The organism is Flavobacterium sp. ov086 (assembly GCF_900187965.1).
Classification (GTDB): domain Bacteria; phylum Bacteroidota; class Bacteroidia; order Flavobacteriales; family Flavobacteriaceae; genus Flavobacterium.
Window position 1 is genome coordinate 329,666 of record NZ_FZNL01000004.1, and the last position, 14,173, is coordinate 343,838.

The window sequence follows — 14,173 nt, forward strand, 5'->3', positions numbered from 1 at the left end:
GTTTTTTGTAATTATTTTCCATTATTATGTGTTAAAATTAAATTTAAGGAAAATAAATATTTATAATGAAATATTTTTCCTACGTTTGCTATATCGTAATAGTTGTATTACAAGTTAAGAAATAATGCAAAATAAAAATGAAGATGGATTCTAATCAAAAAAGTTCAAAAAAGATGAAAGAAAATGCGATGATTTTAAAAGATTTACAAAAGATGCTGACGCAGAAGCAAATAAACATCGATCCGGATGATTTATATGAAGCATCGGCAGACCGATATAAAAAATATGCTAAAGCAAAGAAAGTTTTGGATGTTCCGGCTCCACTTGCAATTGTTTATCCTGATTCTGCAGAACAGGTTTCTGAAATCTTAAGATATTGCAATGCATACGGAATTAATGTTATTCCAAGAAGTGGCAGAACTGCAACAGAAGGAGGTCTGGAAAACTGGAAAGAACAGACTTTAGTTGTTGATGGAAAAAACTTGAAGAAAGTAATAAAAATAGATTCTTATAATATGCAGGTTACAGCGCAATCGGGCGTTGTTTTGCAAGAATTGGAAGATGAAGTTAGAAAGCATGGTTTAACGATGGGACATTCTCCTCAATCTAAACCAGTTGCTCAAATGGGAGGTCTGGTATCTACTCGCAGTATTGGGCAATTTTCTACTTTATATGGGGGTATAGAAGATATGGTTGTAGGACTGGAATGCGTTTTTCCTGACGGACATATTTCTCGTATCAAAAATGTACCAAGAAGAGCAGGAGGACCGGATATTAGACATATTGCCATTGGTAACGAAGGAGCTTTATGTTACATAACAGAAGTTACGGTTAAGTTATTTAGATATTTCCCTGAAAACAACCGCTTCTTCGGCTATTTAATTAAAGATGTAGATACAGGTATTAGTATTCTTAGGGAAGTAATGGCAAACGGTTACAGACCTTCTGTAGCCAGAGTATATTCGGAAGAAGATGCTGCACAGCATTTTGTCGGTTTTCATAAAGGGCAGTGTGTTTTGATTTTTATGGCAGAAGGCAATGGAAATATGGTAAATGCTACTGCTGCGGGAATAGAAGAAGCGGTAGAAAAATATAGAACAGGAATTAATGAAAAGGTTGATTCTAAATTTATTTTGGAGTGGTTTAATCATCTTAACTGGAGTCAGCAGAGAATAGAAGACGAGATTAAAGATATGGTGACTAAAAATTCTCACGATGGTTTTACAACCGAAATATCTGCAGATTGGGAGAACGTTACTAAAATTTACTACAATGTAATAGAAAGAATTCGAAATGAATTTCCGCGCAGTAAAGATATTACCATGCTTGGCGGACACTCTTCTCACAGTTATATCAACGGAACCAATATGTATTTTGTATACAACTACAACATCAATTGCGAGCCGCAAGATGAAATGCGTCTGTATCACCACCCAATACAAACTATTATCGTCGAAGAAACCCTGAAACTTGGCGGTTCTATGTGTCATCATCACGGAATTGGAAAGTACAGAAATGAATGGACCAAAGAAGAGCACGGAAGTGCATACTATATGCTTGAGAAGTTAAAAGAAGCTTTTGACCCTAACGGAATCATGAATTTCGGAACCATTTTCCCTCAGGTTGAAGGAGAAAAATATCAAAAATAATAGCATTTAAAAACCAAGTGTATGAAACGGTATATTCAATTTCTTCTCATTGTGCTGGCTGCGGGAGCAATTTATCCGCTGATTTATTTAAGAACAAATTATCAGGAAACTATTTTATCCGTTTTCGGAATTGGTTTGGACGATCTTAATATAATCTATACCGTATTGGGCTTTATATTCATATTAGGCTATTTTCCGAGTGGTATTTTAAGTGATAAATTTTCGGCTAAGTATCTGCTGGTTTTCTCTTTGTTAGGTACAGCGGTCGGCGGATTTTGGTTTGCTCAGATTCCAAGTTATGGTTCAGTCATAGGAATATTCTGTTTGTGGGGAGTTTTCTCTGTATTTACTTTTTGGGGAGCTCATATGAAACTGGTAAAATTATTGTCTACTCCGGCAGAAGAAGGACGTTTCTTTGGGTTTCTTGATGGAGGCCGAGGTGTTGTCGAGGCAATATTGGCAAGTGTAGCGTTGCTTATTTTTTCTCATATTTTAGGAAAAGGAGAAACGCTCGAAAATAAAACCGAAGCACTTAAGTCTGTTATTTATATGTACTCTGCCGTGTTGCTTACAGTAGGAATTCTAATTGCCCTGTTTGTAGAAAAAGAGGTCGTTAAATCAGATAAGAAGGAATTAAAAGTAATAAAAAACACTCAGGAAGAAGAAGAAAAAGGTTTTGATTTTAAGGATGTCAATTCCGTTATTAAAAACAAGTTTGTGTACTTAATGGGGGCAATTATTTTTTGTTCTTATGCCGTAACATGGGTAGTTTATTATTACGGAGGTTTTATGGAAAAAAATCTAAAAATCACTCCCGTAACCGTAAATACAATTATGGTAATTGTACTGTGGATGCGACCTGTAGGCGGAATTTTAGGCGGTTTTCTGGCAGATAAATTTGGAAAAACCCTGGTATTGGTTTCTGCTTTATGCGGAGCAGTTCTTACGCTGTTTGCAATTGCATTCCTTCCTATAGCAACCACAAATTTCTATATCTACTACATTCTGATAATATTAGGAGGAACATTTGTTTATGCCATTCGCGGTACGTATTGGTCATTGTTGGGCGATAGTAGAATAGACAATAAAATTATGGGTACAGCGGTAGGTTTTATTTCGCTTCTGGGATACTTGCCGGACATCTTTATACCCTATTTCAGTACGGTGGTTTTTAACAAATTTGGTACGGAAGGAGGCTACAATGCCTATTTTACCATAAGCGCAATTCTTGGAATAGCAGCAATTTGTTTCGTAGCTGTTTTTAAACAACAAAGTCAAAAAAAATAAATTAAAAATATACAATATGGAAATTACTGATTTTAAAATGGACTATTTTTCTCTTAAAGGGAAAAACGCAATTGTAACAGGAGGAAATACAGGATTAGGACAAGCTTTCTCTTTGGCTTTGGCAAAAGCAGGCGCTAATATCTTTATGCCAAGTATTATGCCGGATGATGCTCAATTCAATAAACTGATAGAAAACGAAGGTGGAAAAGCAGTATATATGTCAGCAGACATTACCAAAGACGGGATACCTAAAAAAATTGTAGAAGAATGTGTATCAACATTAGGATCAGTAGATATTCTGGTGAACTGTGCGGGAATTTGCTTAATTGCAGATGTTCTGAATTTTACAAGAAAAGAATGGGATCCGATGGTAAGTATCAATCTGACTGCTGCTTTTGAAATGTCGGCAGAAGTAACCAAGTTTTTCATTCCTCAAAAAAGCGGAAAAATCATTAATATCTGCTCACTGTTTTCTTTCTTAGGCGGACAATGGTCTCCGGCATATGCAGCTACAAAACACGGATTAGCAGGTTTAACAAAAGCATATTGTGATGAATTAGCACAATACAATGTTCAGGTGAACGGAATTGCTCCGGGTTATTTTAAAACAAAAGTAGCTCAGGCATCTATAGATAATCCTGAACGTAATAAATGGATCGTAGATCATACACCAGAAGGACGTTGGGGAGATGTTGCCGATTTAATGGGAACAACAGTATTCTTGGCAAGCCAGGCTTCTCACTTCGTAAACGGACATATTCTGGCTGTTGACGGCGGATTTTTAACGAGATAAAACGAATTGTTATGGAACAATATTTTATTTCAATCGACAACGGGTCTCAAAGCACAAAAGTATATATTATTGACTCTAAAGGGGAAATAATACATTCTGAAGTTGAGCCCCTAAAGCCTATGATGTTCAGGGAAACCGGATATGTAGAGCATCCTGATGATGATTTGTGGGACAGTATAAAAGTAGCCCTAATCAGGTTAATGAAAAACTTTAAAGGAGATGTAAATCTTATAAAAGGAGTTGGACTTTGTACCATTCGCTGCTGCAGGGTGTTCATGAAAAAAGACGGAAATCTGGCTGCCCCCGTGATGAGTTGGATGGATGTAAGAGCCTATGAACCTTTTGAAGATTCAGAAGAAATTGCTTATACGTGTCCTACCACAGGATATATCACACATCGTCTTACAGGAGAATTAAAAGATACAGCGGCAAATGCTTTTCAGTGGCAGTTTCCTGTTGATATGGATACTTGGAATTGGTCTGAAGACCCAGCAGTTCTCAGCAGTTTTAAAATTCCGAATGAGAAATTATTAAGGCTCCAGATGCCAGGAACAGTTTTAGGAACTGTAACCAAAGCCGCAGCTCAACTAACCGGTTTGCCAGAAGGACTGCCTGTTGTGGCTACGGCAAATGATAAAGCGGTAGAAGCCTTGGGAGCAGGATTAATAGATTCCTCAAGAGGGTTGTTTTCTTTAGGCACCTATATTACGTCGATGGTTGTAGGTAACGAAAACAGACCGGCTCATGATAATTATTTTACAAATTTATCCTGCATCCCAAATCGTTATTTATTCGAAAGCGGCGGAGTAAGGAGAGGAATGTGGTTAATATCATGGTTTAGAGATCTTATAGGCGAAGAACTAAATATCAAAGCAAAGGAAAAAGGAGTTTCACCGGAACAAATTTTAGAAGAAGAAGCTTTGAAAGTTCCTGTAGGATCAGACGGTTTAATGATCGTTCCGGATTGGCTTGCACCGGCATATCAATCCTATAGAAAAGGAGTAATGATTGGTTTTAACGGTCATCAGGGACGGGGACATATTTACCGTGCCATTCTGGAAGGAATTGCATTGACACTAAACAATCATTATCAATTAATGAATGAAACGCTGGGGCATCATCCTGAAAAGATTATTATTTCTGGAGGCGGGGCCAATAGTGATTTATTCCTGCAGATTTTTGCTGATATAACGGGAACTCCCATTGTACGAAACGAAATGAGCGGTTCGGCTGCATTAGGCGCTGCTATTTGTACAGCAGTAGCGACAGGATGTTACCCGGATTTTGAAACTGCAGTGAAAAAAATGGTAAAAGAAAAAGAAGAGTTCCTTCCTAATTTAGAAACTCATAAAAAGTATAAACAAATCAATGATAAAGTTTATCATAAATTACCGCAACTGTTAGAAAACACATTAAAAGAAATGCAAAGTTTAGAAGCGGAATAAAGCTTCGTTTTCTTTCCATTACATATAGCCTTCTATTGTCAGATTAGGAGGCTATTCTTCTCAAGCATAAAATCAATTTACAATAAAAAGAAGGCATAATGTGCAGTTGTACATTTCATGCCCTTATGTTGTATGCTCTCGATGAAAGCTTGAACGAATCTGAATTTTATAATTCAAATACTAAAAATTATGCATTACAACTATGGCAGATTTCTGTTGATTTTAGTCACACTCTCTATAAGTAATTTTGTTTATTCGCAGGCAGCAGATATTGACATCAAAGCAGATACTTTGGCTGTAGATTCTGAAAAGCCAAGGTTTACAATAAACGGAGCATTTAGAGTGCATTATAAAGATGAGTTTTATAATGAAACAAGAAAAAAAGAAGGAGGCGAGTTTGGTTTTGACCTTTTTGGACTTGTGGTAAATGCTTCCCATAAAAAGTTCAAAATAATGGCCGATATGAGATTTATGCCGGCTTCATCTGGTGGAATAATGCTAAAAGAAGGCTGGGTAGGTTATGATTTTCAAAACGGAGATGATATTCAGGTAGGTTTAGTACAAAGTCCTTTTGGGAACTTAGAATATAATTCATACAGTTGGTTTTTAGGAATAGGATATGCCCTTGGTTTTGAAGGTAAATATGCTATGGGAGCGAAGTACCATCATAAAGGAAACACTTGGGATTGGCAGCTTGCTTTTATGAAAAATGCAATGGAAACTTTTACAAACGATCCCGCTTTAAGGCAAAATCAATGGTCTGCAAGTGTATTAGGGGACAATAAAGAGATCAATGAACTCGCCGGACAGATTGTATATAAGATCAAAACAAATAATTTTTTGCATAAAATTGGTGTTTCCGGACAATTTGGACAACTCTATAACTTTGTAGAAGACAGAATGGGAAGCCGAAACGCCTTTGCGTTTCACTACAATATGGATTACAAAAACCTGGGGATAAAAGCAGAAGTTTATAAATATGAATTTAACCCAAAAGGAAAGAGTTCAGAATATGTAGATATGGGATCTTTTGGGTATACGTATCAGGTGGTTTCAAAAGGAGATGTTTATGCATTATCAGCTAAATATAGTATTCCTTTTAAAGGCAAATCATTAAATGAAATCGCATTTTACAGCGAGTACGGCTATTTAGGAAAAAAATATAACCTGAAGGCATCAGAGATGCTTACAAACGGCGTATTGATTAGAGTATTAGACGGAATATATACTTATGTAGAATATGTTGCAGGATATAATCATCCGTTTTTAGGTAGTAATCAAGCCAGTTTATATAACGATTATGATAATAAGTGGCATGCTCGTCTGCAATGTAACATTGGTTATTATTTCTAATTTGGTAAACCGTTAGGCAAATGTCATTGAGTTAAGCTTTTTAATATATTGATCTTGCAACTTTATAAAAAATATTTATAATGAAATTCATCGCAAACGAAGTTATTAATAATCTCGCAAAGACGCAAGGTCGCAAAGTTTTGTCTCCTCATTTTATGTCAATTTCGACGAAGGAGAAATCACACATGTAACTCGACAAAGAAAATCTATAATCTTTGTCGAATTGCTTCTGATGGATGGATTGATCCCGAAGCCCAATGTCATTAAGTTAAGCATTATAAAAAATAAAATTATTGCAAATCAAATCGGTTTTTATCAGCGTTTTTACGAAGTAAATCTGTTTTATCCGTGTCAAAATTAGACACTGATTTTACTGATTCGCTAAAGCAAAAATGCTGATAAAAACGGATTTTTACAATTACTTTCTTGATTAAACACTCTTAAACTTCGCAGGAATGATTTATTTTGTAGCGAAGGATTTTAATCCCTTGTAACCCCAATATTGTCATTTATATCTAAAATCATCATTCAAATTTAAAATTGAGTGGTGATTTTTTTGTTTCCCCTAAAACTAATTTTCTGATTTTAAGGTTCAAAGGTTTAAAAAAAGGTACTTTATTTTTCTTACAGCCAATAAATGCAAAAATTAACAAAAGTTGTTGAGCCCAGTCGTTAAGTGCTTTTACGTGTGCTCGATAACACTAATTTTATGTGCACGAGCACATTTTTTTAATTTTCATTTTTTTATTAAAAAATAATATATATATTCTTCATCAAATTAGGAATAATATTGTTTTATTTTTAAATTAAAAATGCTAAAACAACTTTTTTAGCATCTTTTTTTATTTTTTTTAAGAAATAACTGTAGCCTGAATATAGCTGTTTTTGTGCGATTTTAAAATAAAAAAGTAAAACAGAATAAACCATCTCTTTTGATGGAAAAAGCGCTCTCAAAAAGTAGGATAATACTAAAAATAATGAAGAAAAAAAAAGTAATAATCGTTTCATTGTCAAACGTATAAAAATATAATATGGAAGAAATAATTCAGACCGTATTTAAAGATTTTTATCCGGACAAACCAATCCTTGGTCATACAACCATACACAGTGGCTTGATTAATAGCACGTATAAAATTGAGACTGCAGATGCAGATTTTATTTTGCAGAAAATGAATCAGGTTGTATTTCCAAATATAAAAGCTTTACTGAATAATAAGATAAAAACCACTCGTTATCTGAACGCAAACGGATTTCCTACTTTGACATTTATTGCCAATAAAGAAGGACGGTTTTATTCTAAACATGGCGAAGCAATTTGGCAGCTTTCTACCTATATCCCGTCAGTGGTTTTGGATCGAATTGATTCGAATGCTGTAGCAAGTCAGGTAGGGGCTTATTTGGCAAAGTTTCATACAGCGTTGCTCAATTTTCCAGTTTCGGATTTAGAATATACAATTCCGGATTTTCATAATACCATAAAGAGGTTTCATGATTTTGAGCAGAGTATAAAAAAAGCTTCGGCAGAAAGAGTATTAAAAGCAGAAGAATCAATAGAGTTTTTAAAATCTAATTTTGAAAGTATAGAGGATGTTGCTATTGCTATAAATATAGGTAAAATCCCAATGAGAGTAGTACACAATGATACCAAGATTATGAATATGCTTTTTGATGAAAATGGAAATATTCTTTGCATTATAGATTTTGATACAGTAATGCCCGGGAGTATTTTTCATGATATTGGCGATGCATTACGAACTGGTACCAATACTTCTACAGAAGAGGAAAAGGATTTGTCTAAAGTACGCTTCGATACCGAAATATATGAAGCTTTTATGAAGGCATATATTGATGAAGCCACCTCTTTCATGTCTGAAGAAGAGGCAAGAAACATTCATTTAAGTCTGCCATTGATTCTTTTTGAGCAAGCCTGCCGCTTTCTGGGCGATTATTTAAACAATGATAGTTATTACAATACAACATACGAAGATCAAAATCTGATAAGAGCCAAAACTCAAATTAAGCTTATGGATAGTGTACAATCGTATTTGAGAATAAAAATTAATACCTAACAATGGCAAGTGCCCATTAAAATTAAATAGTTTCAAATGAAAAAAAGTCTTTTTACCTTGTTTTTATTCCTTTTGTTAGCGGTAAGCGCAACAGGTCAAACTAAACACACATTTGCTATTACTGATGGTAATTTTGTTTTAGACGGTAAACCCATTCAGATTCATAGTGGCGAGATGCATTATGCACGTATTCCTAAACCGTATTGGCGCCATCGATTAAAAATGATGAAAGCCATGGGATTGAATGCTGTAGCGACTTATGTTTTTTGGAATTATCATGAAACAGCACCCGGTGTTTGGGATTTTAAAACAGGTAATAAAGATATCGCAGAATATATCAAAATTGCACAAGAGGAAGGATTGTACGTTATTCTGCGTCCGGGGCCATATGTTTGTGCCGAATGGGAGTTTGGTGGATATCCGTGGTTTTTGCAAAAAGTTCCGGGAATGATTATTCGAGGTAATAATCCGCAGTATTTGGCAGCTACTAAGGCTTATTTTACGGCACTTTATGGTCAGGTGAAGAAACTATTGATTACCAATGGCGGACCAATAATTATGGTTCAGGGCGAAAATGAATTTGGATCTTATGTGGCGCAGCGTAAGGATATAGCCCTGGAAGAGCATAAGAAATATAGTGCTGCAGTTTTTCAGCAATTAAAAGATGTGGGTTTCAATGTGCCTTTCTTTACTTCTGATGGAAGTTGGCTGTTTGAAGGAGGCGCACTTCCGGGAGCTTTACCAACTGCAAATGGTGAAGATGATGTTACGAAATTAAAAGAGATTGTCAATAAATACAATGATGGAAAAGGACCATATATGGTTGCAGAATTTTATCCGGGTTGGCTGGATCATTGGGCCGAGGAATTTCCGAAAGTGTCTACAGAAAGTGTTGTAAAACAAACACAAAAGTACCTCGACGGTGGCGTTTCTTTCAATTATTACATGGTTCATGGTGGAACTAATTTTGGTTTTACCTCTGGAGCAAATTATGACGGAAACCATGATATTCAGCCAGATTTAACGACTTATGATTATGATGCACCAATAAGCGAAGCAGGCTGGGGAACAGAAAAATATAATGCTTTGCGTACGCTATTAAAAAATCCTAAAACGCCGGAAGTTCCGGCAAAGATTCCAGTAATTACAATCCCGAATATTCAATTAACAAAAGCCGTAAGTCTGGAATATCTAAAAAGTAAAGTAAAACCGGTTACCGCAGATTCTCCTTTGACTTTTGAAGATTTAAATCAAGGTCACGGTTATGTTTGGTACAGTAAGAAATTCAAACAGCCTATTAGCGGAAAATTAGAACTAAATGGACTTCGTGATTATGCAATTGTTTATGTAAACGGAGTAAAAGTAGCAGAGTTAAATCGCTATTATAAAAAATATGATTGCATGATTGATGTGCCTTTTAATGCCACTTTGGACATTATTGTAGAAAATATGGGACGTATTAATTATGGTGCCGATATTATAAATAGTACTAAAGGAATTATTTCTCCGGTAATCATTAACGGACAAACGATTACCGGAGATTGGAACATGTATATGTTACCAATGGATGTTGTGCCAAATCTAATAGCTGCTAAAAACACGGCAAAAGTTGGACTTCCTGCGGTTTATCAGGGAACTTTTAACCTGAGTAAAACAGGTGATACTTTTCTTGATATGCGCGACTGGGGCAAAGGAATAGTTTTTATTAACGGAATCAATATTGGACGTTATTGGAGTGTTGGCCCGCAACAAACTTTATATGTGCCGGGATGCTGGTTAAAAGAAGGCGTTAATGAGATTGTGATTTTCGAACAAAAAAATGACAAGATTCAAACATCAGTAGGAACTTTAGAAACCCCTATATTAGAAAGTTTGCAACCTGAAAAAGGCTAAGCAAACGCTCAAAAAGCCTGTAGTAGCTCGAAAAATTGCTACAGGCTGATAATCATAATTATACATTTTTTTTCAATTGAGATTTTTACAAGGTTAAGCCACATTGGTTTAATTCTAGCTCTTTCTATGCTTTTTTTAAAATAAATACCGCAAAATATTTCAAAATAAAAGGACGCTTTTTGTCTTCATTTTACCCTTTTTTAAATTAAAACTTAACCGATTTTAATTTTAAAAAACAGGATTGAAAACCCATTCATAAAGAATGAACCGGAAGTTATTTTACGAATGAAACTTTATGAATGCTGCATAAGTAACCAATTTATTAACCAATAAAAAACCAATTTTATGAAAAACCTGTTAGACCCGGTAAATATCGGGATGTTAACGAAACAAAAGAAGCTCTTTCTTCGGATGAAAAAGAAATCGATCTTTTTTTGTGTGACCTTATTCAGTATCTCTTCTTTTGGGCATACTTTATTGAACGCTCTCCATTTAAACAAAACCAATTTGATGGAGTATTCTGAGAATTTAAAAACAGAAAAAGATTTAACTTTCCTCATAAATGATAATATCATCACCGGAAAAATTTCGGGAGAACTAGGCGAAAACTTATCAGGTGCTATTATCAAAGTAAAAGGCTCAACCACGCAAGCCGTTACTACAGAAGATGGGAGTTTCTCTATTGCAGCAAAAGAAGGCGATGTTCTTATAATCTCTTTTGTTGGTTATGAAGGCAAACAGATAGTTGTAGGCAGTCAGAAAAATTATAATATTAAACTTAAATCGGCACAAAATGACTTGAGTGATGTTGTAATTATTGGATATCAAAAAGTACATAAAAAAAATGTCAATGCTGCTGTATCAACCATTAGCAGTAAAGATTTGCAGGATATTCCGGTAATCAGTGTTTCTTCTATCATTGGTAGTTTGGCGACAGGAATACAAACTCCTACCCAAACAGGAGCTCCCGGCGGAAGAGGATCTTTAGTCATTCGTGGGAACACCAATTTATCCGGTTCAGGATACAGCAGTCCGCTTTATGTAATTGACGGAGTACAGACTTCACTCGAAGATTTAGCGGGATATAATACTTCTAATACAGACTTTTTAGCTTCCCTGAATCCAAATGACATTGACAAAATAGATTTCCTGAAAGATGCTTCTGCGGCTGCGATTTACGGATCACGCGGAGCAAATGGGGTTATCATAATTACCACCAAAAAAGGAGGCGCTATGGATAAACCCGAATTTACTTTTTCATTAAACACAGGAATATCACCAATTCCTAATTTAGTACCAATGAATATTGGGTCTGCCGAAAGAAATGCTAAGATGGCAATGGTAAATAAATGGTGGAAATCTGATGATGTACAAACATCGTATCTGCCAATGGTTTTATCTGATAGTTTGAATCCGGCGTTTAATAACAAAGTAGATTATCAGGGATTATTTTACAGAACCGGAATTTCTAATAAATACAATTTAAGTATGAGAGGCGGTAGCGAAAGTACCAATTACCGTTTGTCATTAGGATATGATAATGTAGAAGGAGTTATTCAAAACTCAGGTTTTAAACGCTATACTTTTTCGGGGAATGTTAATTCTAAAGTAGGTCAGAATTTTGACAATCAATTTAGAGTGAATTTAGTGCAAACAGAAAATCAAACGGGTCAGGGAAATCCTGATGGCGGAAAATTTCAGTTTAACAATACCTTACCAACAGATCCTTCTGACTTAAATTCTTCTTTGTTTTATGTGTCTGATGCTAAAGCTAAATCGCTAAAAGGAGAATTGTCAGATAAACTAAATACTGACGAAACGGTACAAATGACTTTGTCAGATTTTATGAAGTATGATTTCACCAGTGCGTTTTCGCTTAATGCGCAATTTAATTATGTGTATAGTTCTGAAAAGAAAAATTATTATGAACCTTCGACAGTGCGTGAAGAAGGAGATGGTTTTGCCAGTTATGCGTTGTATAATCGTAAAAATTTATCATCAGATCTTTATGCCAACTATTATAAAAAATTCGGGAACAATACTGTTACGGCTGTACTTGGTCAAAAAACAGATTACAACAAATACGAAGATATGTTTATCTATGCCAAAGGATTTGGTGTAGATGCGATCAAGGTTATCAACGACCGTTATACTCAAAATCAGATTAATGGTTATACAAGTATTGAGTCGAATGCTTTACTGTCTTATTTTGGCCGTTTAGGATATCGTTACAAAGAGCGTTATATGATTGATATAGCTTTTAGTAGAGACGGTTCTTCTCGTTTTGGAGAAGATGTTCGATATGCTAATTTCTCTTCTGCCGCAGTAGGCTGGATATTTTCTGATGAACCATTCATCAAAAAACTAGGTTTAAACTTTTTAAGCTATGGAAAATTCAGAGCCAGTTATGGTGTAAATGGAAACGAAATTGATGAGAATTTTTTAAGATATGGATCCTACAAATTAGGATACGGCGGAAATCCATCTTCATTATGGTCTAACCTTATGAATGTTTCTACTTATGGAGGTACAACAGGAGTTGTGACAGATTACAACACTATCGGAAATCCAAATCTTTCCTGGGTAAGTTCAAAACAATGGGATATAGGTTTTGATCTGGATTTATTTAATAATCGTATCAATGTAACTTTTGACGCTTATAACAAGAAAACAGAAAATCTGCTATTCGAAACACTTTTTCCTGCTTATTCAGGATTCAATCAGGCAAAGTCAAATGTGGCAGGAGTAATGAATTACGGTTGGGAATCATTGATTAAATTCCAAATCTTCTCAAGCGAAAATCCTTGGAAATTGGAAATAAGCACGGGAGTTAGCCAAAACAAAAACTTTGTAACGAAGCTTCCTAATGGAAACAAAGATTACTACGGATATGATGTAAATACGGATAGAAGTTATGGATATGTAGTAGGAATGCCATTAATTCTTCCTGTACAATTCAAGAATGAATATATCGTTGATAATTTGAGTCAGTTACCGATAAATCCTTATACAGGTGAAATACTGCATGGTAAGTCTGCTTGGGGTACTATAGCACCGGGTACACCTATCTGGAAAGATTACAATGGCGATTATCTGTTAGATGAAGCCGGAGATTATAAATTGGATACTTCATTTAAACCAACACCGGATTTTACAGGTTTATTGAATTTGAACTTAAAATACAAAGGATGGTATTTACAAGCTTATAGCCAATTCTCGTTTGGTTCCGATATCATAGATTCGTCAACACAAAAGTATTTAGACAATTATGACCGAGGTGACGATTGGGCTGTCAAAGGACTGCAGGATCTAAGTAATCTTTCTTTTTGGCAGAATCCGGGAGATGGTGCAGCAGGAGCACATTATCCGGCTTTGTATCCTGCGAAGCCAAATACTACGCCGTATTATAGATTTAGAAGCGGTCAGTCGTTATGGAAAGAAAGTGGTGATTATTGGAAAATAACAAATGCTTCTATTGGATACACAATTGATAAAAGCCGTATTCTGGAACAAATACACATTTCTCGTGTACGCATTTACGGTTCGATTATTAATCCGTACCAATGGCAGCGTTCAAAAGTAGTGGCAGATGCTTCTCAGGTAGATGAAATGGGATATACTCTTGGAAACGGCTACCCACAAACAAAAACAATCTCATTTGGATTGGATGTTAAATTTTAATTG

8 protein-coding genes are annotated in these 14,173 nt (G+C 35.3%); all 8 read left to right on the plus strand.

The window, feature by feature from the left end; genetic code table 11:
* Positions 1-143: 143 nt before the first annotated feature.
* The 8 genes from CHB81_RS06985 (at position 144) to CHB81_RS07025 (ending at position 14,170) form a co-directional block, all read left to right on the plus strand.
* Positions 144-1,649, plus strand: a complete 1,506-nt coding sequence (locus CHB81_RS06985) for an FAD-binding oxidoreductase (RefSeq protein ID WP_254920995.1) — start codon at positions 144-146, stop codon at positions 1,647-1,649.
* Between the two features lie 21 nt (positions 1,650-1,670).
* A complete protein-coding gene (locus CHB81_RS06990; protein WP_089351167.1) occupies positions 1,671-2,936 on the plus strand; it encodes a nitrate/nitrite transporter in 1,266 nt (421 codons plus the stop codon).
* Between the two features lie 16 nt (positions 2,937-2,952).
* Positions 2,953-3,729 carry an SDR family oxidoreductase gene (locus CHB81_RS06995; RefSeq protein WP_089351168.1) on the plus strand — a complete coding sequence of 259 codons (777 nt, stop codon included), beginning with the start codon at positions 2,953-2,955 and terminating at the stop codon, positions 3,727-3,729.
* 11 nt (positions 3,730-3,740) lie between these two features.
* Complete coding sequence (locus CHB81_RS07000) at positions 3,741-5,174, plus strand: FGGY-family carbohydrate kinase (protein WP_089351169.1); 1,434 nt, start codon at positions 3,741-3,743, stop codon at positions 5,172-5,174.
* 189 nt (positions 5,175-5,363) lie between these two features.
* Positions 5,364-6,527: a hypothetical protein gene (locus CHB81_RS07005; protein ID WP_089351170.1), complete on the plus strand. Its 1,164-nt coding sequence runs from the start codon at positions 5,364-5,366 to the stop codon at positions 6,525-6,527.
* A gap of 1,031 nt (positions 6,528-7,558) precedes the next feature.
* Complete coding sequence (locus tag CHB81_RS07015) at positions 7,559-8,596, plus strand: phosphotransferase enzyme family protein (RefSeq protein ID WP_089351172.1); 1,038 nt, start codon at positions 7,559-7,561, stop codon at positions 8,594-8,596.
* A 36-nt stretch (positions 8,597-8,632) separates the two neighbouring features.
* The gene (locus tag CHB81_RS07020; RefSeq protein ID WP_089351173.1) at positions 8,633-10,489 is read left to right on the plus strand and encodes a beta-galactosidase family protein; all 1,857 of its coding nucleotides are present in this window, start codon (positions 8,633-8,635) and stop codon (positions 10,487-10,489) included.
* Positions 10,490-10,834: 345 nt separating this feature from the next.
* Positions 10,835-14,170 carry a SusC/RagA family TonB-linked outer membrane protein gene (locus tag CHB81_RS07025; RefSeq protein ID WP_089351174.1) on the plus strand — a complete coding sequence of 1,112 codons (3,336 nt, stop codon included), beginning with the start codon at positions 10,835-10,837 and terminating at the stop codon, positions 14,168-14,170.
* The last annotated feature ends 3 nt before the right edge of the window (positions 14,171-14,173 follow it).